26 protein-coding genes are annotated in these 26,464 nt (G+C 44.6%); 13 read left to right on the forward strand and 13 right to left on the reverse strand.

What is annotated here, in order from left to right; translation table 11 throughout:
- The first annotated feature begins 129 nt into the window (after positions 1 to 129).
- The 4 genes from H6F44_RS12280 to H6F44_RS12295 all read left to right on the forward strand — a co-directional run bounded on the left by H6F44_RS12280 (position 130) and on the right by H6F44_RS12295 (position 3,442).
- The gene (locus H6F44_RS12280; RefSeq protein WP_190351288.1) at positions 130 to 498 is read left to right on the forward strand and encodes a type II toxin-antitoxin system VapC family toxin; all 369 of its coding nucleotides are present in this window, start codon (positions 130 to 132) and stop codon (positions 496 to 498) included.
- Positions 499 to 629: 131 nt separating this feature from the next.
- Positions 630 to 968, forward strand: a complete 339-nt coding sequence (locus H6F44_RS12285) for a ribosomal maturation YjgA family protein (RefSeq protein ID WP_242016550.1) — start codon at positions 630 to 632, stop codon at positions 966 to 968.
- Positions 969 to 1,087: 119 nt separating this feature from the next.
- Positions 1,088 to 1,402 (forward strand): DUF6679 family protein, encoded by a 315-nt coding sequence (locus tag H6F44_RS12290; protein WP_190351255.1) that lies wholly within the window; start codon positions 1,088 to 1,090, stop codon positions 1,400 to 1,402.
- A gap of 213 nt (positions 1,403 to 1,615) precedes the next feature.
- The gene (locus tag H6F44_RS12295) at positions 1,616 to 3,442 is read left to right on the forward strand and encodes an Rqc2 family fibronectin-binding protein (RefSeq protein ID WP_190351256.1); all 1,827 of its coding nucleotides are present in this window, start codon (positions 1,616 to 1,618) and stop codon (positions 3,440 to 3,442) included.
- Here the strand turns inward: H6F44_RS12295 and H6F44_RS12300 are convergent.
- From H6F44_RS12300 to glyQ, 7 genes are all read right to left on the reverse strand, one after another.
- Positions 3,426 to 3,905, reverse strand: a complete 480-nt coding sequence (locus H6F44_RS12300) for a DUF29 domain-containing protein (protein WP_190351257.1) — start codon at positions 3,903 to 3,905, stop codon at positions 3,426 to 3,428. The two genes, H6F44_RS12295 and H6F44_RS12300, sit on opposite strands and share 17 nt — an antisense overlap.
- Before the next feature lie 98 nt (positions 3,906 to 4,003).
- A complete protein-coding gene (locus H6F44_RS12305) occupies positions 4,004 to 4,588 on the reverse strand; it encodes a Uma2 family endonuclease (protein ID WP_190351289.1) in 585 nt (194 codons plus the stop codon).
- Between the two features lie 425 nt (positions 4,589 to 5,013).
- Complete coding sequence (gene cpcA, locus H6F44_RS12310; protein WP_190351258.1) at positions 5,014 to 5,502, reverse strand: phycocyanin subunit alpha; 489 nt, start codon at positions 5,500 to 5,502, stop codon at positions 5,014 to 5,016.
- Positions 5,503 to 5,593: 91 nt separating this feature from the next.
- Positions 5,594 to 6,112 carry a phycocyanin subunit beta gene (locus H6F44_RS12315; RefSeq protein ID WP_190351259.1) on the reverse strand — a complete coding sequence of 173 codons (519 nt, stop codon included), beginning with the start codon at positions 6,110 to 6,112 and terminating at the stop codon, positions 5,594 to 5,596.
- Between the two features lie 433 nt (positions 6,113 to 6,545).
- Positions 6,546 to 7,283 carry a phycoerythrobilin:ferredoxin oxidoreductase gene (locus H6F44_RS12320; protein ID WP_190351260.1) on the reverse strand — a complete coding sequence of 246 codons (738 nt, stop codon included), beginning with the start codon at positions 7,281 to 7,283 and terminating at the stop codon, positions 6,546 to 6,548.
- A gap of 7 nt (positions 7,284 to 7,290) precedes the next feature.
- Positions 7,291 to 8,019: a 15,16-dihydrobiliverdin:ferredoxin oxidoreductase gene (locus tag H6F44_RS12325; RefSeq protein ID WP_190351261.1), complete on the reverse strand. Its 729-nt coding sequence runs from the start codon at positions 8,017 to 8,019 to the stop codon at positions 7,291 to 7,293.
- Positions 8,020 to 8,195: 176 nt separating this feature from the next.
- Positions 8,196 to 9,110: a glycine--tRNA ligase subunit alpha gene (gene glyQ / locus H6F44_RS12330; protein WP_190351262.1), complete on the reverse strand. Its 915-nt coding sequence runs from the start codon at positions 9,108 to 9,110 to the stop codon at positions 8,196 to 8,198.
- 283 nt (positions 9,111 to 9,393) lie between these two features.
- Between glyQ and H6F44_RS12335 the strand changes: the two genes are divergently transcribed.
- The 3 genes from H6F44_RS12335 (at position 9,394) to xth (ending at position 13,099) form a co-directional block, all read left to right on the forward strand.
- Complete coding sequence (locus H6F44_RS12335; RefSeq protein ID WP_242016552.1) at positions 9,394 to 10,791, forward strand: phospholipase D-like domain-containing protein; 1,398 nt, start codon at positions 9,394 to 9,396, stop codon at positions 10,789 to 10,791.
- A 66-nt stretch (positions 10,792 to 10,857) separates the two neighbouring features.
- The gene (locus tag H6F44_RS12340; RefSeq protein WP_322096215.1) at positions 10,858 to 12,171 is read left to right on the forward strand and encodes a glycosyltransferase family 2 protein; all 1,314 of its coding nucleotides are present in this window, start codon (positions 10,858 to 10,860) and stop codon (positions 12,169 to 12,171) included.
- Between the two features lie 139 nt (positions 12,172 to 12,310).
- Positions 12,311 to 13,099, forward strand: a complete 789-nt coding sequence (gene xth / locus H6F44_RS12345) for an exodeoxyribonuclease III (RefSeq protein WP_190351263.1) — start codon at positions 12,311 to 12,313, stop codon at positions 13,097 to 13,099.
- A 4-nt stretch (positions 13,100 to 13,103) separates the two neighbouring features.
- Here the strand turns inward: xth and H6F44_RS12350 are convergent, their stop codons facing one another.
- The gene (locus tag H6F44_RS12350) at positions 13,104 to 14,039 is read right to left on the reverse strand and encodes a peptidoglycan DD-metalloendopeptidase family protein (protein ID WP_190351264.1); all 936 of its coding nucleotides are present in this window, start codon (positions 14,037 to 14,039) and stop codon (positions 13,104 to 13,106) included.
- Between the two features lie 506 nt (positions 14,040 to 14,545).
- Between H6F44_RS12350 and H6F44_RS12355 the strand changes: the two genes are divergently transcribed.
- A complete protein-coding gene (locus H6F44_RS12355; RefSeq protein WP_206754461.1) occupies positions 14,546 to 15,679 on the forward strand; it encodes a catalase family protein in 1,134 nt (377 codons plus the stop codon).
- Between the two features lie 272 nt (positions 15,680 to 15,951).
- Here the strand turns inward: H6F44_RS12355 and H6F44_RS12360 are convergent, their stop codons facing one another.
- From H6F44_RS12360 to H6F44_RS12380, 5 genes are all read right to left on the reverse strand, one after another.
- Positions 15,952 to 16,323, reverse strand: a complete 372-nt coding sequence (locus H6F44_RS12360; protein WP_199302105.1) for an RICIN domain-containing protein — start codon at positions 16,321 to 16,323, stop codon at positions 15,952 to 15,954.
- A gap of 142 nt (positions 16,324 to 16,465) precedes the next feature.
- Positions 16,466 to 17,464: a beta-ketoacyl-ACP synthase III gene (locus tag H6F44_RS12365; protein WP_190351266.1), complete on the reverse strand. Its 999-nt coding sequence runs from the start codon at positions 17,462 to 17,464 to the stop codon at positions 16,466 to 16,468.
- 71 nt (positions 17,465 to 17,535) lie between these two features.
- Entirely contained in the window at positions 17,536 to 18,579 is a 1,044-nt protein-coding gene (gene plsX / locus H6F44_RS12370; RefSeq protein WP_190351267.1) for a phosphate acyltransferase PlsX, read from the reverse strand.
- A 319-nt stretch (positions 18,580 to 18,898) separates the two neighbouring features.
- Entirely contained in the window at positions 18,899 to 19,702 is an 804-nt protein-coding gene (locus H6F44_RS12375) for a prohibitin family protein (protein WP_242016553.1), read from the reverse strand.
- 112 nt (positions 19,703 to 19,814) lie between these two features.
- Complete coding sequence (locus tag H6F44_RS12380) at positions 19,815 to 20,450, reverse strand: Uma2 family endonuclease (protein ID WP_190351268.1); 636 nt, start codon at positions 20,448 to 20,450, stop codon at positions 19,815 to 19,817.
- Positions 20,451 to 20,824: 374 nt separating this feature from the next.
- On the opposite strand from H6F44_RS12380, the gene H6F44_RS12385 reads away from it, so the two are divergent.
- The 5 genes from H6F44_RS12385 (at position 20,825) to H6F44_RS12405 (ending at position 26,462) form a co-directional block, all read left to right on the forward strand.
- On the forward strand, positions 20,825 to 21,967 hold the full coding sequence (locus tag H6F44_RS12385; protein ID WP_190351269.1) for a Re/Si-specific NAD(P)(+) transhydrogenase subunit alpha: 1,143 nt from the start codon (positions 20,825 to 20,827) through the stop codon (positions 21,965 to 21,967).
- Positions 21,968 to 21,997: 30 nt separating this feature from the next.
- A complete protein-coding gene (locus H6F44_RS12390; RefSeq protein ID WP_190351270.1) occupies positions 21,998 to 22,288 on the forward strand; it encodes an NAD(P) transhydrogenase subunit alpha in 291 nt (96 codons plus the stop codon).
- Between the two features lie 6 nt (positions 22,289 to 22,294).
- Complete coding sequence (locus H6F44_RS12395) at positions 22,295 to 23,731, forward strand: NAD(P)(+) transhydrogenase (Re/Si-specific) subunit beta (RefSeq protein ID WP_190351271.1); 1,437 nt, start codon at positions 22,295 to 22,297, stop codon at positions 23,729 to 23,731.
- Between the two features lie 92 nt (positions 23,732 to 23,823).
- Complete coding sequence (locus H6F44_RS12400; RefSeq protein ID WP_190351272.1) at positions 23,824 to 24,750, forward strand: amino acid ABC transporter permease; 927 nt, start codon at positions 23,824 to 23,826, stop codon at positions 24,748 to 24,750.
- Positions 24,751 to 24,974: 224 nt separating this feature from the next.
- Positions 24,975 to 26,462, forward strand: a complete 1,488-nt coding sequence (locus H6F44_RS12405) for a DASH family cryptochrome (RefSeq protein WP_190351273.1) — start codon at positions 24,975 to 24,977, stop codon at positions 26,460 to 26,462.
- The last annotated feature ends 2 nt before the right edge of the window (positions 26,463 to 26,464 follow it).

The raw sequence follows: 26,464 nt of genomic DNA on the forward strand, positions 1-26,464 counted from the left end.
ACTGCATTTTCTTGTTACTATTTTTATTCCTCTTTATTCTTCCTATTTCTTCCTTGCTTGTACATAAGTATATTTACTTACCGCAAACTTGGGATGCTCCCTTAGAACTTAGAACATCGCCATCCTAATATTTTAAAGCGTATTGAGGATATTGATGAAGAAGATCTCGCCATAACTATCATTACGGCTGAGGAACAAATTCGTGGTTGGTTTAAAGTGATGAACGAACCCAACATTAAACCTACAAGATTAGTTAATGCTTACAAAGAATTTAAAAATACACTTGCCTATCTGAGAACTGTTAACATAATCGACTTCGATCTAAAAGCTCATGCAATTTATTTAGAGTTACGCAAAGAAATTAAAAATGTTGGCACGAAAGATTTACGAATTACTGCGATCGCCTTATCTGTAGATGGCATAATCGTTACTCGTAATCAAAAAGATTTTGAGAAAGTACCAAACTTAAAAATTGAAGACTGGACTCTCGAATCATGACGAAAAATTAATCGCTAACAGAAACCAATCGAATGATTAACCTACTTTTAAATAACTGGTAATTTTTGAGAATGTTTGCTAATAGACTGACATTTAATCGCACATATTTTTACTTAGCAGTTCTTTTGTTTTTGATCGAAGTTTATATTGCTGTTTTTGTCAAAGACCAATTTATTCGCCCCTTTGGTGGGGATGTCTTAGTCGTGATTCTGATCTATTGTTTCGTCAGAGCTTTTTGGAAAATTAATACAAACATCGCGGCTCTATCCGTATTTATCTTTGCCTGTACGGTCGAGGGATTGCAATATTTTAACTTGATTGACAGATTAGGCTGGCGACAGTACCCGCTTTTAGTGATTATTATAGGTACGACATTTAGCTGGGAAGATATATTTGCCTATGCGCTCGGCACAGCGATCGTCTTGGTTGGGGAGAGCCTGAATTTAAAATTTAGTCGCCGCAAAGATTGATTTGCCCCAAATGCTTTAAATACCTACTATAGTCGTTTACAATGGTTAGAGTTAGATTTTTTTACCTTTTGCGGTATGCTCTAACCTTAAAAATTATGTAACCCTGAGGACATAAGCAAATGCTACATCGCAAGATTTATCAACTTTGTGAAGCCAAGAGCGATGTTTGGATTTACCTGAGGGATCAGGGAAGGTGGCTAGAAAGAGCCAAGATACTAGATATTGAAGGCGACGTGGTGACAATTCGCTATGAAACTGAAGATGAGGATGAAATCTGCTCTTGGGAGGAAATGGTTCGGTTGGAAAGTATTGGCGCTGTAACTCAGAGACTATCATCCTTTACCAAGTCGCCGATGGCATCCCATGACTTGTTGGTATCCGATGATTGTCCTGAAGCTGAGCAAATTCGCCCCCGCAAAGATCCTGACAAATAGCTAGTACGGCAAATTTTTGTAGGCAAACTTTTCTAGGTAGATTTTCCGCAAATCCCATAGAGTGGGCGCAATGCGCTCACTCTATAGTTTTAATAATTTTAATAATCCAGTACTTGGCGCTGACTTAACCACTCCAAGCCTCAATCGGCTATCAGAATTTTAAAAGCACAAAATGGCGATCGCTGTTTTGTGCTTTGGTATGAGACGAAAACTATGCAAACTGTTGACCTGACGACGCTGATAGCTTTGACCCATGAGCTAAATCAAACCTGTGTGCCTGCGCGATTGGAGCAGGTGCATCAGAGCGATCGCCACACCATTCATTTGCAATTACGCACCCTAGAACAAAAATTATGGCTATTACTTTCTTGGCATCCTCAGTCCGCTAGGTTACATCTCAGTGCGCCGCCGCCCAAGCAGCCTGATACTTTTACCTTTAGTCAACAAATTTTGCATCAAGTTGCAGGCTATGCTCTGGTGTCTGTGGGGTTGACCAGTGCATGGGAGCGGGTGGTGGATCTGCGATTTGCTAAGCGTCCTGATGACCCTGTGGAGTGGCACTTGTATTTGGAGGTGATGGGCAAATACAGCAATGCCATTTTGGTAAATGCTGACAATGAAATTGTGACCGCTGCCCATCAGGTTAGTAGCAAGCAGTCACGGGTGCGCCCGATCCAAACAGGCGATCGCTTCGAACTCCCCCCCGCATTGTTAGAAGCGATGCCCAATTTACAAGAGCCGTTTGAAATTTGGCGCGATCGCCTCGCTCTTATTCCTAAGCCAATTAAGCAAAATTTGTTAACAAATTATCGCGGGGTCAGCAGTTCACTAGTGCGATCGCTGCTCAATATTGCCCATGTTCAGGGCGATCGCTTAGTAACTGATTTAACCCTTGATGACTGGCAAGCTTTATATGCAGCCTGGCAACTATGGCTCACCTGTTTAGAACAGCAGCAGTTTAATCCGCATTTAGAGGTAAAAGGCTATGGATTAATTGATAAACTGCCTAATTCTAAGAATCCCCTAATAGTTAATAATTTTTGCGATCGCTACTACAGCCAACAAACTGCCCAAGTCGCTTTCCAACAATTACACCAACAGCTTAGCCAAGCCATTCAAAATCAATTAACAAAACTAAATATTAAACAGACCGAATTTTTAGAAAGGCTCAAACTAGCGGCACTTGCCGATGATTTTAAAAACAAGGCTGATTTGTTAATGGCAAATTCGCAATTGTGGCGGGTGGGTATGACCGAGATCCAACTGCCCGACTTTCACTCTAACAAGCTCATGGCGATCGCCCTTGATCCCACCCAAAACGCGATCCAAAATGCCCAATCTTTATATAAAAAGCATCAAAAACAAAAGCGAGCAGTCTTGGCGATCGCGCCATTGTTAGAGGCAGTACAGCAGGAAATCGCCTATCTAGAACAGGTTGCCACAACGGTTAGTTTATTGGAGCAAAGTGACTTAGTGGTATTACAGGAAATTCGATTGGAACTAGGGCAGCAGGGCTATCTCAAAACTGCTGAAGAATATATAAATCGCCCTAAAAATAAAAATACTAAAGGAATAAGCAAGTACCCTCATAAAAATTCTGCAAAAAATCAAAGCCAGAGCCAGATTAAAGGCAATAAACCTAAAGTATCTAAAGGTAAAGAAGAACTTCCTAGTTTGCATCGCTTCCTTACCCCTAACGGCTTTGAGATATTAGTAGGGCGCAATAATTATCAAAATGATCTCCTATCCTTTCGTATTGCTGGGGAATACGATCTGTGGCTCCATGCTCAAGAAATATCAGGCAGTCATGTATTATTGCGCTTGCCTGCGGGGGCGATCGCCGAAGATATTGATCTACAAACTGCCGCCGACTATGCCGCCTATTACAGTCGCGCTCGACTCAGCGATCGTGTACCTGTCGTCTGCACGTTGCCCAAATATGTATTTAAGCCCAAGGGTGCAAAACCAGGGATGGTGGTCTATACCCATGAAAAAATCATTTGGGGACAACCGACCGCGATCGCTATTCCCAAAAGTTGATATTTAATATGGAATTAATATCGCGGCTAAATTGCCATTGATCGGGAAAGTTAAAACCTTTAGGCTGATATTCCTTACGAACCCTGCGTAATGCTCCTTGCCATGACAAGTCAAACAACTCATCCCAAAATCTTTTTAAACTAGGTGAATCCATCAACTCTTCTATTATTTCTTCGCGTTGCTCTTCAATGGTATTTTCCCAGCCGTTAAAGCAATCAGGCATATCTATGTATATACGTTTGAGTAAATGCTCCAACAAAGTTTTAAGGCGGCTTTTAATCTCTTTTTTTTCAGATCTGCCCAAACCTGCGATCTCCTCGATTAAATTTTCAATATCCACACGATCAAAATTTCGTGCCTTTAGCTGAGCAATTGTATCCTCAGTCCAGAGAAAGTAATCGGATTCATATAAGGATTTTTTAACAAATGTCTGGTTTTCTGCTTGAGCTATGGCTTGAGTCATTACTTGACCTCCTTTGATTGCCCCGTTGATATTATCGCTTATATCGCTGTAGCCAATTATGTTAGGACACGACTCTCTTTTGGGCTTTGATAAAGAACTCACAAGTCATCTAGCACAACATCAAATTCAATTTGTCGATATAAGTCACTAACAGCTATGTTGACATTTACTGATGTAAGAAATATATGATCGCTTAAACCATATTCACAAAACAACCATTGTCCCTGCTCATTGCGTTGGAATATTTCGACAATTGGTTGATCGACTTGGACTAATACATATTCTTGCAAAGTCTCAAACTTACGATATTGCGAGAACTTAAAGCCGCGATCGAAAGATTCCGTTGACGGTGAGAGAACTTCGACAATCAAACAAGGAAAAGCGACAAACGTTGGTTCTTGGCGATCGCGTTCATCACAAGTAACAACGACATCGGGATAAAAATATTTTCGCCTTGACTGTACTTGAACTTTGACATCAGCAATATAAACTTCACAGGGGCGATCGGCGAGAGCATTATCGAGTATTGAAAGAAAATTAATTGAAACTCGATTATGATTACGAGTGCCGCCCGCCATAGCCACCACTTCCCCATCCCAATATTCATGGCGGATTTCTTGGGTTGCTTCCCAAGTGAGATATTCTTCGTAGGACATTAACAGGTGATCGGGTAAAGCAACCATATTTTCCTGCTGTAATTTTGCAGCTAAGCTTTTAGAGATTACTGATACAAAAGCAACCCAAGTAAGGGTTTTCAAGTTAAGAAATGGCTGCGCCATTTCTTAACTTGGTATTATGCCGATATTTTAACGCGATCGCACCAGCTGGCACTGGTTCCGCCCAGTGAGGAAGTAAAAGCCAAGCATAGCAAGGGTTATGGTTTTAATTAAAAGAATCTTGTATGGCAGTAACCTAACACAAAAACAGGGTGTACAGGCACTTTTTGCTCAAAAACCACGTTAACCAGCTTTGACAACAGATTCCTACACTCCTTGCTGAATAAGACTTTCTGCTCCTCATTGGGCGGAACCAGTGCCCACCAGCTTAATAGCTACAAATAAAAAAGCACCCCCAAAGGAGGTGCTTTTTTATGGGAATCTAAAAGCGATTAGCTAAGAGCATTGATTGCATAGTCAATGTAGGAGTTAGCTTCAACAGCAGAATCTCCAGTCAAACCATGGTTAGCCTTGATGTACTTCAAAGCTTCAACGTACCAGCTAGGAGAAAGATCAAAGGTGCGGTTGATTTCAGCAATACCAGCAACCAAGTAATCATCCATAGGACCTGTACCACCGACTACACAGCAATATGTAACCATACGGAGGTAGTAACCGATATCGCGTACACACTTGTCCTTGCCAGTTTGGGTGGAGGCGTAGTTAGGACCAGTCATGCTGGTGGTGTAAGGGAACTTGCTGTAAACAGCGTTAGCAGCACCAGAAGCCAAGGAATCAGCCTTGTCGCTGAGAGCCTTTGCCGCAGCTAGACCTGCGGTGGCTTGACGGAAACGACCGAAAGCAACTTGGGTTTCGGTGGAGCTAAGGAAACGTCCTTGAGAATCGGCGGCTGATACGGCTTCGGTTAAAGGGGTCTTCATAGTGAGATATTCTCCAAAATAGTCTTGATAAAAGTTTTGTTAATTGCGATGCAAAAGAAATGCAAGTAGGCGATGCGAAAAAAGTGAAAGACTAGGCAACAGCAGCAGCAGCCTTGTCGAAGTAGCTACCAACTTCGCTCATCAAAGCGGAGCAATCACCACGGGTTACGCCATTAGGATCGTTAGCGATCGCGATCGCAGCATCCTTCATCTTTTGTACGCCAACAGCAACGGAAGCACCAGGAGTACCGAGAGCCAAATATGTTTCACGCAAACCGTTCAAGCAACGATCTTCCAAGATGCTTGCATCGCCAGCGTAGATAGCATAGGTGACATAACGCAAGATGATTTCCATGTCGCGCAAGCAAGCAGCCATACGGCGGCTGGTGTAAGCATTACCACCAGGAGCGATCAAAGCAGGTTGCTCAGCAAACAAAGAACGAGCAGCGTCAGCAACGATCTTAGAGGAGTTGCTGGTGATGCGGTTTACGGTGTCCAAACGCTTGTTGCTTTCAGCAACCATAGCGCTAAGAGCATCAATTTGAGATGCGCTGATGAATGCACCTCTGGAATCAGCTTGGGATACTACCTTTGCAAATGCGTCGAACATATACTGTTATCTCCAGTTTTTGTAAATTTATCTTTTATATTTTGGAAGTTACACAACAATCCATTTTTAGCTAGGATATGTCGCTTTTCTCTCCATTCTAATCTCTTCTAGTTGCTCGAATTGAAATCAAACGACTAGCGAAGATTAGAAAAATCTTTATTTTTAAAATAAGACATGGTTAGAAGTTTTATTTAGATTGAAGCTTGCTTCACTTCTAAATTCAAACTTTAATTTCTAACCTATTTGTTTATACTATGTCGTTGGATCGTTTTGTGTTACAGATTGTCACGATTTATGACAAGTCAATTTACAAAGCCCAAGAATTAGCGTTACAGCACTAAATCCTTTGGCTTTGCAAATAAGTGCTCCAGTTTTGATATGCCATTGTGGTGGTACATCTTTAAGGTTTGGTTAAGGTTTGTTTTCTGAGGTTTTATAATTTGCGCTCTAAGTCAAACAGGAAGCCATGTATATATTCTTCTGTCCATTCTGAACCGTAGAAACGATTGAACATACCTCTAGCGGGATCTTTTTCGGCGCGGTAGCGTAGGTAGCGTAGATGGGCAGCTTTGATTTCTGCAAGTTGACTCACATCGGTGATAGGTTCGGCGCGATCGCAAAAATCTAGATAGGCTTGTAAATAGTCCTTAAAAGCATTAAATACATGGGTTTCCACCAGGGCGTTTTCCTTAGGGCGCGTCCAGAGAAAGGCAGGTGAGAAAAATTGCTGTGCTTCTGCGGGAAAATCGCCACCCCAAGGCAAATCTGGCTGATATTTCTCAAAGATCGGCAGGACTGGTTTGGTGTACTGATGTTGATAGTTGGGGTCATCGCGAAAGAGGGGCTGCATATCAATGGCGATCAAATGCCCACCAGGCAGAGTGACTAGATCGCCGCCAAAAAATGGCAAATCGTAATGGAGCTTTGGAAAAATTACAAAATTTAAAACCTGTAGTGAACTACCGCCCTGCACATGGGCAGCGCGAATTTGGCGCAATTTGGCAGATTGATAGCCATAGCTGGTGGTTACGACTTCATTTTGGTGCGCCCCTTTGCCCACGATCGCCGATTTGGAAGCAAAACCTTCGGGGATAGGATAGTCCTGCAAGTCGGGCAGTCGCTCTTTGAGAGTGGCGATCGCGTAGTCTAGAAATGGTTGGTATAGGGTCATATAGGAGTTACTTGGTGGCAACAGCTAAGGGCATAGCATCTTCAAACAAAAATCCATAGAGGAATTTCTCAGACCATTCGTGACCAAAATAACTGCTGAATAATCCTGAAGCGGGATCGCGATCGGCGCTGTACTGGTCATAGTCCTTTTGAGCCTTGACAATGCGCTGAATGTCCGACTGATCTTCGAGGGGTTGAGCATCTGCCAGCATCGCCCAGTAAAGATTTAGGTAGTCTTTAAAAGCTTCAAAAACTCTGGTTTTGACGGTATCGGGATCGGTTTTGGCAAATAGTAAATATTTCGAGAAATATTGATTGGCATCGTAAAACTTCATTTCCAGATTTTGTGCCAGGTCAGGATATTTGTCGTGGAGGGTTTTGAGAGGATAAATGTATTTTTCCAGATAGGCGGCATCTTGGAATAGGGGCTGAAAGTCCATGACGATCAGGTTTTTGACGGAGCCGAAGGAGAGAAAATCAATACCTAGCAAGGGTAGGTCATAGCAGTGGCTAGGATAAATCACACTGTTAAAGATTTGGGCGCTGATTCCTGCATCGATGTATGTGTAACGAATTTTCCGAAATTCTGGACATTGGTAGCACCAACTGCGGATTGTGGCAGGATGGCGACCGCGATCGCTGACACAAGACTCTAGACCTGCGGGTATCAAGCGACTTTGCAAATCAAATCTTGCAAATAATGACTGTTCAAGATACTCAAGAAAGGGTTTATACATGAACTTTAAGAATAAGATTTTATTATAAATAAACGACAGATTTATTAAAAAAAACTAAAGAGGCGATCTCTTACAATTGCATGGATAGCCTTAACCATGAGGATAAGAGATCCATGGGGTGGATGTTTTTATTTATTCAATAAGTTAATAATCCTTAACGCGGTGCAACACAATGCCTAGACCGAGATCGCCAACTCAGATCCTAAGGGAAAGCCCAAAGCTTCGCGCTGAGCATAATATAGCTTAGCGACCTGCCGCGCCAGATTACGGATGCGACCGATATAGCGAGTACGCTCTGTAACGGAAATTACGCCCCTTGCATCTAACAGATTAAAGGAATGCGAACATTTCAAAACATAGTCAAAGGCGGGAAGTACTAGCTCGGACTCTAATAAATTTCCTGCTTCCTTTTCATATTGCAAAAATAGTTGGAATAGTAAATCTGAGTCCTGAGGCTTGCCGCCAAAATTGCCGAAGTTGTAGCCACTATGCTCCACCTCACCTTGGTGATGTACCTGCCCATATTTGATGTTGCCAAGGGTGGGATGCGATCGCCACACAATGTCATAGACCGAATCGACACCTTGCAAATACATAACTAGGCGCTCTAAGCCATAGGTGATTTCGGCGGATACAGGGCGACAATCTAAGCCACCTACCTGTTGAAAGTAAGTAAATTGAGTAACTTCCATGCCATCGAGCCAAACTTCCCAACCCACACCCCAAGCGCCGAGGGTGGGCGATTCCCAATCATCTTCCACAAAGCGCACATCATGATCGGCGGGGTCAATGCCTAGATGCTTCAGACTATTTAGATACAAATCTAGAACATCATCGGGGGATGGCTTGAGAATTACTTGAAATTGGTAATAGTGCTGCAAGCGGTTGGGATTTTCGCCATAGCGTCCATCGGTGGGGCGGCGGCAAGGCTCGACATAGGCAACGCTCCAAGGTTCAGGACCGATCGCCCGCAAAAAAGTATGGGGACTCATTGTCCCTGCGCCTTTTTCGATGTCGTAAGGTTGAGCAATCAAGCAACCGCGATCGCTCCAATATTTTTGCAATTCCAAGATAACCGACTGAAAATCCATAGCTGAAATAAATGGGGCATTGTCCTTATTTATTGTTTTATCTTACAAGGCTTTTGGCGATGCAAATATTTCAGTAAACATTTCAGCAAACATTATGGTGCGTTGTTTGGTAAAGCGCTGTAGAATTTGGCAAACTGGTTTTGGAACTTGGAGATGGTCTTAAAGTGTGTTTAAGCTGATCTACCACCACCGATCGCTGTCTTTGCATAGATTGGGGCGATTTTATTTTAAGCGCTTTTATAAGTCGTGGCATAGGTTAAGATTTTGGGCTGTCTTGATGGCTATGGCGGCATTGGTAGCGATCGCCACAGTAGCTTGCCAAGGACAAGCAGGCATCGTGCCGCCCCTAGAACAGCATCCGCAAATTCAAGTATTTTTCAATCACAATCAAGCTGCTAAATACACCGATCCCTATCGCAATATTGAGCGACTCGGTGACAATTTGGAGAAAATCATTGTCGATAATATTAATGCTGCTAAATCTAGTTTAGATATTGCTGTCCAAGAATTGCGCTTACCCAATATTGCCCTTGCGATCGCTGATGCCAAAGTCAGAGGTATAAAGGTGCGCCTCATCCTTGAGAATAGCTATAGTCGTGGTTGGAGCGAACTCTCCGATGCTGAAATTGCCGACCTTGCTCCCCGCGAACGCGAGCATTACCAGGAATTTTTTAAATTTGCCGATCTCAATAATGATGGGCAGTTATCTGAAAATGAGCGCGATCGCCGTGATGCCATTCGCTTCATTAAATTAGTCAATATTCCTTGGATTGACGATACGGCTGATGGCTCTAAGGGCAGTGGTTTAATGCACCATAAATTTATAGTCATCGATAATCGCATTGTTATTTTAGGCTCTCCCAATTTCACCATGAGCGATATTCATGGCGATTTTACAAGACCTGACACTAGGGGCAATGCCAATAATCTATTGCGAATCGAAAGTCCAGAATTGGCAGCGAGATTTCAACAGGAGTTTGACATTATGTGGGGGGATGGACCTGGCGGCAAGCCCGACAGTCTTTTCGGCACGAATAAGCCGCTACGAAAAATTGATTATTTTATTATCGGCGGGGCGCAGGTCAGGCTAAAATTTTCACCAGCAGCCAAGGATGTTGCCCGTGAGCAGACTAGTAACGGCTTAATTGCTACGGCGATCGCGGGGAGCAAAAAAAGTATTGATATGGCGCTATTTGTAGCATCCGATCGCTATCTTTCCTCTATTCTTCAAGATAAGTCTCAACAAAACATTCCGATCCGCGCCCTTGTTGATTCGCGATTTGCCTATAGAGACTATTCCATCACCCTTGATATGTGGGGAATCCAGTCAGCAAAGGATTGTAAGTTAGGGACAAATAATGCTTGGAAACAGCCTATCAAAACCGTTGGTGTTCCCAATCTCGTCACTGGCGATCTACTGCACCATAAGTTTGCTGTTCTCGATCGCAATTCTGTAATTACAGGCTCCCACAATTGGACGCTGGCGGGAAATCATACCAATGACGAGGCGCTAGTTGTGATTCAAAATGATAAAGTGGCGGCGCATTATCAGAGGGAATATGATCGCCTCTACCAAGATGCTAGCTTTGGACCAAGTGCCAAGCTATCGCAAGCAAGCACCCAAAGCTGCAATGGCAAGGGCAACCTCAAAAAAGAGGATCTCAAAGATCCAGATATATAATTGTAGGCAATTGTAGGCACACTTTTATGGAATGCAACGCTTCCAAGGTTTGAAAGGACAATTCCCGTGACTTCTAAGAAAAAATCGAAATCCACCCATAAATCTCTGCAAAACGGGTTTAGCCGATCGTCTGAACTGATAGGTTTAAGCCTATGCTTAGTTGTCAAAAATGAGGAACAGCATCTATCTCAATGCCTCAATAGTGTCAAGTCCATTGCCGATGAGATCATTCTTGTGGACACAGGGTCAAGCGATCGCACTGTAAGTATTGCCAAAAGTATTGCTAAAAATACTGCTAAGAAACATCCAACTAAAATCTTCCACTTTCAATGGTGTGATGATTTCTCAAAGGCACGTAATTTTGCAATTAGCAAGGCAAAAGGTCAATGGATTTTGATGATCGATGCTGATGAAGTGTTAGAACAGGAGGCGATCGCCGCTTTGCAGATGGTCATAGCTCAGGATGATTGTCTTGCTGCCAATATATTACGTACTGAATCTGGCACAAATCAAGCGCCTTATTCCTATGTAATGCGTCTATTTCGCAATCATCCTGAAGTGCGATTTTGGGGATACTATCACGAATCCATTGATCAGAGCATCACAAAATTACAAGCAAGAGAAACCCATTGGCGCTTGCTGGATATCGATGTGCCTGTCCTTCATCACTGTGGCTATACAGCGCAGGAAATCGATCGCAAGCAGAAATATGAATTTGCAAAGCGTTTGATGACCAAGCATTTAGACGCTTTCCCCGATGATATTTATATGCATTCTAAATTAGGGGCTTTATATATCAATGCGGCGACTGCTCAAACTGGGGCTGAAGATGCGGATCATTTATCTCTAGGATTGCAACTCTTGCAAAGGGGACTATCTTTGACTGAAAACAGAGAAGATCATGTCTTAACTCGCTTTGAACTGCTCTTCCATCTAGGGCTTGCTTATGAACATGGCGGTGATTCGTTATTGGCTCAAGATGCTTATCTTCAGGCGATCGCTTTAAATATAAGCGATTTAGTCAAGCTTCCTGCCTATATGAATTTGGGCGGTATCTCTCAAGAGAAGCAACAACCAGAAGCGATCGCCTATTTTGCGAAGGTCATCGAAATAGCGCCCGATTATGCCCAAGGACATTTTAATTATGGCGCTGCCCTCAAAACCGCAGGACGTTTTACTGAGGCGATCGCTTCCTATGAACGGGCGATCGCCCTTCAGCCCCAATATGCCCAAGCTTACCAAAGCCTCGGTGTAGCCCTAATGAAGATAGGGTATTTTCAAAAAGCGATGGCTGCTTTTACTAATGCGCTGCAAATCTATGAACAACAAGGTAATTATTCGGCATTGGAACTATTACGAGAGGGGCTAAGGGAATTGTAGGGCAGTAGTACTTCTTTAACACTCAAAAGTTAATGGTATAGGGGGAGCTAATTCTTGGGTTTTAATGGCTATTTTGAGGTTAGGCAGAGAGTATGATGATACTTCGAGAACTATCAAAACTATCAATCAGTTAAAGATAATGAAAATTGCGACTTGGAATGTCAACTCAGTGCGTACCCGCATCAATCATATATGTGACTGGCTCACCACCAACCCTGATGTGGATGTTCTATGTTTGCAGGAAACTAAGGTCATCGATAATGACTTTCCCCACGCGCCCTTTAGCGATCGCGGCTACCAGACCTATATCTATGGTCAAAAGTCCTATAACGGTGTTGCGATGATCTCGCGATCGCCCCTAGAAAATGTGCAGATGGGATTTGCATCGGTATTAGGCAAAATCGCAGAGCCAAGTTTGGACGATCAAAAACGCTTGATTACAGCACAGCTAGCGGGTATCCAAATCGTGAATATGTACGTTCCCAATGGCTCGGAGGTGGGCGGTGAGAAGTATGAGTATAAATTGCGCTGGCTAAGGTTGTTAAAGTTATATTTGCAGGCATTGTTAGCCCAAAGCCCTAACGTGCTAATCTGTGGCGATTTTAACGTGGCGATCGCCGATATTGATATCTATGACCCGAAGAATCGGGAAACTAAAGTAATGGCTACGGATATAGAACGTGACACCTTGGCAGAAGTTCTCAATCTTGGGTTTCAGGATGTATTTCGGAAATTTGAGCCTGAGGGGGGGCATTTTAGTTGGTGGGATTATCGTGCAGGGGGGTTTGCCCGTAACCGTGGTTGGCGCATTGACTATCATTTCCTAACTGCCCCACTTTATGAACGCGCAACCGCCTGTGTAATCGACAAAGAGCCGCGCAAAATGCCCCAACCTAGCGACCATACCCCTGTGATTGTGACTCTTTGATCGCTTATTCTTTAAAACTATTAGACGCTAGATCAAGGGTGACTTGACGCATTTGGAGATAGTCAATTGGGTCAACGGCGGTTTTGCCATCGGGCTGAATTTCAAAATGGAGATGGGGGCCAGTACTGCGTCCAGTGGAACCCACCTCGGCGATCGCCTGTCCACTCTTCACCCACTGCCCTTTAGTCACATAAACCCTATTGGCATGGGCATAAAGAGTCGTTGAACCGTCACTATGGCGGATTTCGACAATATTGCCATAGCCCCCATCTGTCCAACCAGCATCAATCACTTCACCGTCAGCCGCCGCAAAAATTGGAGTTCCTGTCGGAGCTGCAAAGTCAACCCCTTTATGCAAGCGCCTCTCGTTTGTAATCGGATGCACCCGCCACCCAAAACCAGAACTAATCACACCGTTAACGGGCAAACTAAACCGAGATAATGTATTGAGATCGATCGCGGCGATATTTTGAGGTAGCTGCATTGACCAATGCCCAGGCTGACTAGAGCGCAACCGCAAGTCTTGCGGGTTAATTGTCACATCAGGGGCAAGCTCCACCACCATGCGCGTAGTATTGCTATCCACCTGACCTACCCTGACCGACTGCACACCCCGACCCACCCTGCGCCGCACCGTTGGACCTTCATAGACAATCCCTGGCAAGTCAATCACAATGCGGGTGGGATTGCTAATTACCACTCCTTTGGGTTCAATGTCATTTTTTAAGGAAAATGCGATTGTACTATCGGTCAAATCATAGACAAAGGTTTCGAGTCGATTTGCCTGGGCTGTGGGAGGGGCGATCGCCAAACTAGCGACCAATCCAAGTACGCTCAACCCTAACACGCCCACTTTCGGCGATCGGTAACTACTAGATGCCTTTCCTGATGGAGATAGATTGGCAGTATGTCTTTGGTGGAAAGAATAAGGATATTGCATGGTTGGACTATGAGTAATAGCGATGAGCTTTGATCTGAGCGATTCCATTCGGTATTGGTGATCAGTGGAATTACTTTGCAGGGTAAATTTTTATATGAAGTTCGCCGCAGATTTTACACTAAATTGGTAATAATGCCACAACACCACAAAAATTAATCTAAACGAATATAGCCAATCTGGACTGTGAGTAGTATCGAAATATTTTTGCAAGCATTGCGAAGAACCCTCCCAATCAAATAATAATATCAGCTTAAAATCATAATGTAATCATAATATATACAGATTGCGATTTCGGGTTGATTACTAGTGTTTCCCTGCTAGGATGAAGCGGTTATACCAATTCACGAAAGCATAACAGCACTTTCGTGGGTCGCAACCAGTGAGTTTTTTTAAGTAAAGACATGGCATGCCATTTTTTCACTTAGTATTACGTAGTATCACTTGGTATTACTTCTCTTTACGCCATCAATTGCCAACTTTGCAGAAATAAAATCATGCCGAGAATCATGTTGAAATCTATTTTTACAGGTCTAGCAACTCTTTTCTTTTTATTCTCATCAACTCTGAGCAGCTTTGCGGCTCCCTTGGCTGATGTTGCTCAAACCCCATCATCTGCCACCACAGCCACCTGCGAGCTAGAAATTGGCAAAGAATATATCCCTAGTTCAGAAGCTGAGGATATTGCTAAAATCACCGCAGCTTTTAAACAAGGCTCAACGAGAGAAACAGCATCTCGCAAAGAAAAAGGGCTTGCCCCGATCGCTTTGAGAAGGACACATCCCAAAACTCAAGCTATCGTCACAGCAAAGTTCACCGTTTCCAAGGATATTCCTGAGCAATTCCAGTATGGAATCTTCGCAAATCCTAAGAAATACAATGCCGTTGTGCGTCTTTCTAATGCGGCTCCCACAGAAGGAGGTGAGTTTCGCTCCGATGCGATCGCTGATACCCATGGCATCTCGATCAAATTGAAAGGGCTAGAGGGTGGCATGAGTCAGGACTTTTTACTGAATGATCATCCTAACTTTATTGCCGCATCTCCCAATGAACTGATTAACTTTATTCTTGGAGGCGCTGCCGTAAAACAGGGGCAGCAGATTAATCAATTGCCAGTGGAGCAACAAAAAGCTCTGATTAGAGGCATCACCCTCACAAAAGCGTCTGACTCTCTCACCAAAAACCCTTTAGATCAAGCTTACTTTAGTCAAACCCCTTATAAATTAGGGAACGGGGCAGTCAAGTACATTCTCAAACCGCGTGAGGTCAATACACCAGCACCAATTAATGCTAAAGATCCCAACTATGCTTTGCAAGAAGCTCTTGTGGAAACCTTGAGTACTAAAGACGTTTATTTCGATCTATTTATTCAACCTCAAACCAATGCCTGCACAGAATTGATCGAAGATTCATCAGTGGAATGGAAATCTGCATTAATTCCCGTAGCAACCTTAAAAATCCCCAGTCAGGTTATCGACTTCGACAAACAGAATAAGCGGAATGAAAAGCTTGTTTTCTCGCCTTGGAATGCACTCCCCGAAAATCAGCCTTTGGGTGGTCTCAACCGTGCGCGTAAAGCTGTTTATCCTCCTTTAACAGAACTGCGTCAAGAATTAAATAAGGCAGCCAAAAAAGAAGTATAGGCGCAAAGCCTCGCACTGCTAACTTTTGAGTATTAAGGGAGTAAGTAGCTAGGCATAAGTAAACGAAAAATCTAGAAAACTGTCCCGATCACTATGCGATCGGGACAGCTTCTGTTTTTAGGTTTTAAATAGGGCTTCCTGAAAAGGAGTAAAAATTTAAACGTGATTTTCAGTAATATAACCAAAGCCACAGTTAAAGATGCGGCCAAAAAATCATGGCGATCGCACAGGTACATGCCTTTTGCGTAAGTACTATCTAGCTTAGAGAATTTCTAGAAAATCTTCCAAAACTGTCCAGAGTAATTGCCACAGTCTGCCATAGTCAGTTGATTGTTATCTCCATCATTAACGATATCCAAGCACTTCCTATTGCCTGTAAACTGTGTTTGCAAACGATAGTATGCTCCAGCTTTTTTGATGCTCCACAACTGTCCAGAGTAATTGCCACAGTCTGCCATAGTCAGTTGATTGTTGTCTCCATCATTAACGATGTCTAAACACCTCTCATTGCCTGTAAACTGTGTTTGCAAACGATAAGACTTTTTTGGAAAATTGGCAGGTTGAGATAAGGCAATTGGTGATAGGGAGACTGAAGCTAGAATTCCTACCAAACCTAGCATTCCTACTTGGAGGCTTTTTAACATAATGTATCTCTGTAATTTATCTCTGCAAGTGATACTGAACTTGTCCTTCAGCGCGAAACCTCTAACATTGTCTGCTCCAATGATGTGTTATGCCCCGATCGCTTAATTATTATTTATCTTTGCTATCGCCAATAGTTTACATTTAGCCCCAGCGAAATACTGCCGATCCCCAACTTAGTCCAGCGCCAAACCCTGCGATCGCCACGAGATGATTGGGCTGAATTTTTCCTGCTTGCACCCACTCATTAAGGGCGATCGGGATGGAGGCGGCGGAAGTATTGCCATACTTGCCCATGTTGCTGACCGCCTTAGCAGGATCGATGCCGAAACGATTTACCACAGCATCAATAATGCGTTGGTTGGCTTGGTGCAAAATTAGCCAATCGAGATCGTGGACTTCAAGACTGGCATAATGCAGCGCTTTCTCGATTACTTCAGGCACACGGCGCACCGCAAAGCGATAGACCTCCTGCCCATTCATCGTAATTGGATTAAAAGTACTACGTCCCAAATAATTCACATTTAACAGATCATTGCCCTTGCCATCGCTCCGCAACTCAAACCCCAACAAACCATTCTGCTCAGGGCTACAGGCTTGCAAAACCACAGCCCCTGCGCCATCGCCAAACAAAATACAGGTGCGTCGATCGTGCCAATCCACCCAGCGCGACAGTACATCTGCACCGATCAGTAGCACATTTTTATAAACACCAGTGCGGATATATTGGGCGGCTGTGACCATGCCAAAGACAAATCCTGAACAGGCCGCCACCAGATCAAAGGCAACTGCCCCATCTGCACCAATAATTTTTTGTACTCGCCCTGCTGTACCAAATAGATCATCGGTGGTGGATGTCGATAGGATAATCAGGTCAATATCTTGAGCCGTTAGCCCTGCGGCAGCGATCGCTTGCTGACCCGCCTTTGCCGCCAAATTTGCCACCGAATCCGCTTCGCCATCGGCAATATGCCGCTCGTGAATCCCTGTGCGTGAGGCGATCCACTCATCGGTGGTATCGACCATTTGCGAGAGATCGTGATTGGTGAGGATGCGATCGGGAACCGATGCACCACTGCCAAGCAAACGCACTCCCATCAGTGCGGTGGGGGAAGAAGCGGGGGCGGATTCCAAATTAGTCATGGGCTATGTTTGAGGTCTGGATTGCTGAACAAGGGGTTAGGGGGGATCAATCAGTATTTTCTAGCAGGAAACTAGGTGGGTGGATCATCGGGCAAATCATCCACAGGCACGGATATCTTGGGCTTAATCTGACCGCGAATTCTTTCTAAAACATCATTATCGACAGCATCCTTAGCCACCCGAATAGCATTGCGAATACTAATCGCATTCGAGCTACCATGCCCAATCACACAAACACCCGCTACGCCTAGCAACAATGCCCCACCATACTCATCGGCATCAATGCGTTCCTTTACTTTTTTAAGGTTGGGTTTTAGCAACATTGCGCCGAGTTTACCGCGCCAACCTCTGGGCAGTTCTTCCTTGAGGATTTGCATGACCGCATTGCCGACTCCTTCCGCAAATTTCAAAACCACATTGCCCGCAAAACCATCGCAGACAATCACATCAAACTGTCCCTTGAGAATGTCGCGCCCTTCGGCATTACCCGCAAAGGTGATTTGGTGGTTATCCTGTAGAGCCTGATGTACGCGCAGTGCCAATTCGTTACCCTTGCAAGCCTCTTCGCCAATATTCAACAAGCCCACTTGCGGATCTTGGATACCGATCGCATATTTGCTGTACAGGGAACCCATGATCGCAAACTGCTCTAAAAATTTGGGGCGACAATCCACGTTTGCGCCGACATCTAATAATAAAACAGGCTTATGGGGGATCTGGGTGGGAAATAATGCCCCGATCGCAGGACGATCCACGCCTGGCAAGCGACCTAGCCGCAATAATGCCGCCGCCATCGCCGCACCTGAATGTCCCGCCGATATCACCGCGTTGGCTTGTTTGCGCTTGACCAGATTCATAGCAACGGCAATGGAGCAGTTGGGCTTACGGCGTAAACCTTCGAGAGGCTCATCCTCCATTTCAATGATGCCTTCCGATGGCACAATTTCGAGGCGATCGCTTTCGCGATGACCATTTTGCTTGAGGTAGTTCGCAAGAATATCGCGATCGCCCACCAAAGCTATGTCTACATTTAATTGAGTTTGAGCTAGTATGGCTCCCTCAACCACTTCGCGTGGGGCAAAATCCCCACCCATCGCATCTACGGCAATTCTCACTATGGGCGATCCTAATCTAACAACAACCTTGACATCCCCTTGATTTCGCCTATGTCAGCGCTGAGAGTGTCAACTGAATATCAATGCATTTAATTTAAAACGTATTTAAACTTAAAAAAAATTTTAACAGTTCGAGTCACATCACCCACTAGCGATCGACAAAATATTTTGATTTTGCATCTCAAACATGGCAGGAGAAAGGTGTAAAGTACCGCTCCCCAACTTTTAGGGATTGCTTAGGGATTGCGTTCTACGGGCAGAATTAGCGGCGTATTTTGGTTGTTGCCAAGGATGATAATTTTAGAGTTTTGCGATTGCGCTAATTTTTCATTTCCTCGATCGCTTTTAGCTGTAACACCGCAGGTGTTAGCCCCTCCGCTAATATCTTTTGAGCATCGGCACTGCCTTGAGCCGCAATGCGTTTGCGATCTGCCTCCTGCCTTTCCTTTTCTAAGACAAATTTCATTTGGAGGTTTTCCTGTTCCGCTTTTAAACGCTGTTGGATCGCCGCCTGTAAAGTTTCAGGTATTATCACATTGCGTAACAATGCCTCATCGACAATAAACCCTAGGGGGGCAAGCTGCTCTCTCAACTTTTCGGCAAGTTTTATACTTACTTCTTCCCGTTTCGTGGCATAGACCTGTTCAGCAGTATAGCTGGCAATCACTTCACGGGAAATGGAGCGAAATCGGGAAATTACAATTTCTTTTTCCTGAGTACCAATGTTTAAATAAATCTTTGGTGTTTGGCTGGGATCAATCCGATATTGGATTGCCACATCAATGCCTAGGGCTAGTCCTTCCCTAGAAGTGGCGGCGATCTCTTCCTTGACGTTGTTAATGCGTGTGGAGTACTGCACAATACGCGAGAAGGGATTGATGCCATGTAAACCTGCGGGTAAAGCCCGATCGATAACCTTGCCCTGAAAGTCCTCCACGCCCACATTGCCTGCGGGGATCACAATTACCAAGCGGGAAACTGCACTGAGTGTGGTTAGTACGCCGATTAAACCCGCGATCGCTCTGATCACTAGTTGAGCAATGCGATTCTCAACAATATGCTTACTATTGAGAAATACCAAAATCGAAGTTAAAGAGGCGATCGCCGAGACAATAAAAGCCATAGGTACATCTCCTAAAATGGTCAAATAATATTCTTAAAAAAACAAGGTCAAGATTTTATAGTCATCGCTAGTCTTGCTAGGGCATAAACCCAAAAAGTGAGTGGACTCGCGCTTATTGGGTTGACAGTCCAGTCTGCAAGGTTTGCAGCACTGCGGACATATCGTTACTCAAAATAGCATTTACATTTAGCCACAAACCCGCAAACTCTTGGCTACGCATAACTCCTAATGCATCAGATTCTAATTGACTATATTTGCCATTTTCGAGAATAAACCAATCAATTTGGCGATCTAGTGTCCGCCAGACAATGTATTCTTTTACGCCGCTACGTTCGTATGTACGTTTTTTGCTGTGCAGATCATAGAAAACTGTACTAGCAGCGATTTCAGCGATGAGTTCGGGTGCGCCTGATATATAACCGTCATCGTCAATTCTGGCATTGCCATCAATACGAAACAGAACAGCATCGGGTTGGGGTTCATTGTCATTATCCAGACGGACGGTTGGCTCAATGCCCACTTCTAACCCCGCGATCGCCGCTTGGTATGTCCCAAGCCAAGTAATGATGTTGCTGTGAGGTTTACCATGAGGGGTAAAGCGTAAGGGAGATGCCACGTGGACGATACCTTCGATGAGTTCGGCTTTTTTGATTTTTGATGCTGTATAGCGCCGCTCAAATTCTTCACGATTGAGGCGATCGCCATTTTCGAGGATGGTTAGTGATGATGGAGAGTTGGCAATAACCATGATGTTTAGAGATTGTACCTGCAATAATTTTAGCAGTCTAAAAACCAAGAAGTTTGTTCCGCCCGCTACGCGGGCGGAACAAACTCTGGTTTTGGATTTTAATTAAACTGAGCTACTTACAACATTGCATTACATCGCTCAACAGTTCTTCTTAATTCTTTACAGCAGAGTAAAGATTATCTAAAGAATCGCCCACAAGTTCCCCTAAACAAGCATTAATAGACTTAATCTAAATAGCTCAGCATAGTTCAAACTAAAACCCAGAGCCTTGACTGCCCGCTACGTGGGCGGTCAAAGTTTCAGGGTTTTAAGTTTACTTATAATTAGCTACTTAAATGAATTTTTTAGATCTAATAACTTCAATGTGAGCGCGAATGAAAATAGGCGTTATTAAAGAAATTGAATTTGGAGAACGGAGAGTTGCTCTCATTCCTGAAGTAGTCAGTCGATTAGTCAAAAATGGCTTAGAGATATTGGTTGAGAGTCATGCGGGTGAAGCGTCCTATTTTGCCGACAGCACCTATGTCGAAGCTGGGGCAACGATTGTCACTGATAAAGCTACCTTAATCACAGAGTCAGACATTCTCCTCAAGGTGGGCGCACCCCGTGAGGAAGAAGTGGATATGTTTCGTTCTGGTCAAATTACCATTGGTTTTCTCAATCCTTTGGGCAGACCCGAACTGATTCGCCGCCTTGCTAATCAGGGTGTGACGGCGATGAGTATGGAGATGATCCCCCGTAGTAGTCGGGCGCAGAGCATGGATGCTTTGTCTTCCCAAGCCTCGATCGCGGGTTACAAGGCAGTACTAGTTGCTGCTGCCGCCTTGCCCAAATATTTACCGATGTTGACCACGGCGGCTGGCACGATCCCGCCTGCAAAGGTGGTAGTGTTGGGGGCAGGCGTGGCAGGATTACAGGCGATCGCCACTGCCCGTCGTCTTGGTGCACAGGTTGAGGCTTACGACATTCGTCCTGCGGTGCGCGAAGAAGTGCAGAGCTTGGGCGCAAAGTTTATTGATGTGATTCTCCAAGAAGACACCACTGCATCAGGCGGCTATGCTAAGGAGATTTCGGAAGCGGCGAAGCAACACGCGCAAACTGTGCTGGCAAAGCATATCAAGGAAGCCGATATTGTGATCACCACTGCCCAAGTGCCAGGACGCAAAGCGCCTGTGATGGTCACAGAAGCAATGATCGCCCAGATGCGGCGTGGTTCGATCATTGTCGATTTGGCGGGTGAGCAGGGTGGCAACTGTGAAGGCACTGTGGCGGGGCGCGATGTGATCAGTCATGGGGTCACAATTATTTCTCCCATCAATTTACCTGCCTCGATGCCGATCCATGCTTCACAAAAATATGCCAAAAACTTGCTGAATCTTCTTAATCATTTGATTAAGAAGGGCGAACTTCATCTTGACTTTGAGGATGACATTATCAGTAGCACCTGTGTCACCCATGCTGGTGCAATTCTCAACCAGCGCGTTAAAGACGCGATCGCGCAACTAGTCCCAAATTAAGCAATCAATTAAGCAATAAATAATTCACACATGAATGAACAACTAATCGGCGCTCTCTTTGTGCTAGTGCTTGCCTCCTTTGCGGGCTTTGAAGTGATCAATAAAGTACCGCCCACATTACATACGCCGCTAATGTCTGGCTCTAATGCAATTTCGGGGATCTGCGTCATCGGAGCGTTAATTGTGGCGGGTAGTGATGTCCATCCCAATTTGTCGGTGATATTGGGCTTGCTTTCTGTGGTTTGCGCCACGATCAATGTGGTGGGCGGCTTTCTCGTTACTGACCGAATGTTACAAATGTTTAAAAAGAAGGAAGTATAATTCACCATGATTGCAAATATAACTAGTTCCTTCTCAAATTCCTTAGCGGACTACTTGCCAACAGGGATTCAACTTGCCTATTTAGTCGCGGCATCTCTGTTTATCATCGGACTTAAGCAGATGGGTTCCCCTGCGACGGCTAGGCGCGGTAACTTGCTAGGGGCGATCGCTATGTTGTTGGCGGTGGTTGGCACATTGCTAGACAAACAGGTTTTGAGCTATGGCTTGATCATGGTGGCGATCGCCATTGGGTCAGCGATCGGCTCCCTCATCGCTTACAAGGTCGCTATGACCGATATGCCGCAGATGGTGGGCTTACTCAATGGTCTGGGGGGCTTAGCCTCTTCCCTTGTGGCGGTGGGAGCCTATTGGCAGGTGACTAGTCTGGGTAACGATCTGCCCATTGTCGATAATCTTTCAATTATTATCAGCGTTCTAATTGGAAATATTACCTTTACAGGCAGTGCGATCGCCTTTGCCAAGTTGCAAGGCTTGATTGGCGGCGCACCCATTCGCTTTGCCTATCAACAGGTTCTCAATATTTTTCTATTAGTGGGCTTTGGCATTGGTACGGTGCTGCTGGTTGTCAATCCTCAAGACCTGCCCGTTTTTATTACCATTAACGCACTTTCCTTACTCATTGGTGTATTATTCGTGATCCCCATTGGTGGCGGCGATATGCCCGTAGTCATTTCCCTGCTCAACTCCCTATCGGGGGTTGCCGCCAGTGCCGCAGGTTTTGTGGTAATGAATAATGTGCTGATTATTTCAGGAGCTTTGGTGGGAGCATCGGGCTTGATTTTGACGCAAATTATGTGCAAAGCCATGAATCGCACCCTGCCAAATGTGCTGTTTAGCGGCTTTGGTACTGCGATCGCCGCCGATGGTAGCGCTGAAGACAATAGCAACAAAACCGTGAAAACCATCGATCTTGAAGAATGTGCAATGATGCTCGGCTATGCGCGATCGGTGGTAATCGTGCCAGGTTATGGCATGGCGGTGGCGCAGGCACAACACGCCGTGCGCGAACTGTCGGATATGCTAGAGCGTAAGGGGGTGGAAGTGAAGTTTGCAATCCATCCTGTGGCTGGCAGAATGCCTGGGCATATGAATGTGCTGCTGGCGGAAGCCAACGTTCCCTATTCGCAACTCTATGATATGGATGATATCAATACGCAGTTTGAGAATACGGATGTGGTGCTGATCATTGGTGCAAATGATGTGGTTAACCCTGCGGCAAGGACTAATCAGGCAAGCCCCATTTACGGAATGCCAATTTTGGAAGTGGATAAGGCTAAAAATGCGATCGTAATCAAGCGGGGCATGAATGCAGGTTTCTCTGGTGTGGAAAATGAATTGTTTTACCATCAAAAAACGATGATGCTATTCGGCGGCGCAAAGGATATGGTTGCTAAGCTGTCGAACGAGCTAAAGCAGATCTAGAATGAAGCTAGAATGCACTTACAGTGGTTTTCTAGATTGAAAAGCGGCGCTTCGCGCCGCTTTTCAATAATCTTATATATTTTTTAAGGTTTATGGCGCAGCATCCTTTGAGCAAATGGTTTCGCAATATTTGGCATTGGCGCACGATCGCCCAAATCATCTTTTTGGCGATGGTAATTACTTGCAGCATCTTGGCATGGAATACCCTAGCGCGAAATATGCGAAGCTCTGGGCTGGCGATCAGTTTTGACTTTCTCGCCGATCCCGCCTCCTTTGATATTGCCGATACACCTTTTCCTTACAAAGCCTCTGATAGTTATACCAAAGCCCTACAGGTGGGATTGCTCAACTCTCTCAAAGTGATCGCCGTGAGCATCCTATCAGCAACCGCGATCGGCATAACGGTGGGGGTTGCTAGATTATCAAATAATTGGCTAGTTAAGCACCTGTCGCAGGTTTATGTGGAAATCTTACGAAATACGCCGTTGTTATTGCAACTGTTCTTTTGGTATTCAGCCATCTTTTTGAGCTTGCCCGCCACTGGCGATCGCCTCGGTTTCGCGATCCTTGCTAAGGATGGCATTACTTTTCCTGCCTTGAAAATGACCTTGAGTTCCGAATTTTGCGCCTTGGTGATGGGTTTGACCATGTTTGCCAGTGCCTTTATTGCTGAAATTGTGCGCGGCGGCATTTTGGCGGTTCCCAAAGGACAAACAGAAGCAGCTAAGGCTCTAGGTTTAAGCAATTTCCAAACCCTGCAAAAAATCGTATTACCCCAAGCATTGCGCGTAATTATTCCCTCCCTCACCAGTCAATATGTGAATATTGCTAAAAATTCCAGCTTGGCGATCGCGATCGGCTACACCGACATTTATCGCATTGCCTCCACTACCATCAATCAAACGGGGCGACCTGTAAATGTCATTTTGATCATTATGGCGGTCTATCTCACCATTAGCCTAAGCATTTCTTTAGGAATGAATCTCTTAAATCGTCAGTTTCAAATCGTGGAGCGTTAAAGTCAGAAAAAATTTTAAAAGGCTTGCAAAGCAAGCCTTTTAAAATTTTTTCTATAATAACTGATGTTACGTAGAACCCTCACCCCCCAGCCCCCTCTCCCGCAGGAGAGGGGGAGAAAACTCTAATATTTTCTTGTTCTCTCTCCTACGCGAGAGGGGCTAGAGGTGAGGGCTTTAGAAGTTTCCACATAACATTAGTAATAATCAAAATATTAATCGTCAAAATGTCTCGTCAAAATATTTTAGTTTGGTTCCGTAATGACCTGAGAACGCAGGATTGTGAAACCCTATACCGTGCTGCTGAAACTGTAAAGCAAAAGGGTGGAAATATTTTCCCTGTGTATTGCTTCGATCCGCGCCATTTTGGAGAGACAGCCTTTGGTTTTGCCAAAACTGGAGCATTTCGTGCCAAATTTTTACTAGAGTCTGTCACCAACTTACGCGAGAACCTGCGATCGCTGCATTCCGATTTAATCATCCGCATCGGCAAGCCCGAAGATGTACTGCCAGAGCTTGTCCAAACTTTGGATATTGGCGCGATTTACTACCATCAAGAAGTGACCGATGAGGAACTACAAGTAACTAAAAATCTGCGATCGCAAATCCAGAAATTAGGTACTGACATTGCCCTCAGAGAATTCTGGGGCAGCACCTTGTTACACCCCGATGATCTTCCTTTTGCGATCGCCAAATTGCCAGAACTATTCACACATTTTCGGAAGCAGGTAGAACGGGATTTGCAAGTACGCGATCCATTACGAATTACGAATTACGAATTACCAAATCCGAGAGATCATCACAATAAAATCGATTTTGGTGAAGTTCCCAAATTAGAAACCTTTAATTTGACCGAACCAAGTCTAAGCGATCGCCAAGTTTTGCAATTTAAAGGTGGGGAAACCGCCGCATGGCAAAGGTTAGATCATTATTTTTGGCAAAGCGATCGCCTCCAAGTTTATAAAGAAACCCGTAATGGAATGCTCTATGCCGATGATTCTTCTAAATTGTCGCCTTGGCTGGCTCTGGGTTGCCTTAGCCCCCGCAGTATCTATGCTCAGGTCAAAAAATATGAAAGCGATCGCCTAGCCAATGATTCTACCTATTGGCTAATTTTTGAATTGCTGTGGCGCGATTATTTTCGCTTCATTGCTGCAAAACATGGCAATAAACTATTTCAGATTACGGGCTTGCGGGGGCTAGCTTTGCCTTGGCGCGAAGATTGGCAGCGTTTTGAGATATGGCAAACAGGCAAGACGGGTTATCCCCTTGTCGATGCAAATATGCGTGAACTCTCAGCAACGGGCTATATGTCCAATCGCGGTAGACAGAATGTCGCTAGTTTTTTAACCAAAAATCTGGGCATTAATTGGCAAATGGGGGCAGAGTGGTTTGAGTCTTTGCTGATTGATTACGATCCTTGCAGTAATTGGGGTAATTGGAACTACACCGCAGGCATCGGCAATGATGCGCGGGGTTTCCGCTTTTTTAATATCAATAAGCAGTCCCAAGACTATGATCCCCAAGGTGAGTACCTTAAACATTGGCTACCAGAGTTAGCACATCTTCCCGCCAGCAAAATTCATCAACCTTGGCAGTTACAAGCGATCGAGCAGAAGCGGTTTGAGGTGCGACTAGGGGTTGATTATCCTCGCCCTGTAGTTGATTTATTTGCGTCCGCAAAGGCGAACGAAGCAATTTATAACAAGGCTTAGAA

This window comes from Pseudanabaena cinerea FACHB-1277, assembly GCF_014696345.1.
Classification (GTDB): Bacteria; Cyanobacteriota; Cyanobacteriia; order Pseudanabaenales; family Pseudanabaenaceae; genus Pseudanabaena; species Pseudanabaena cinerea.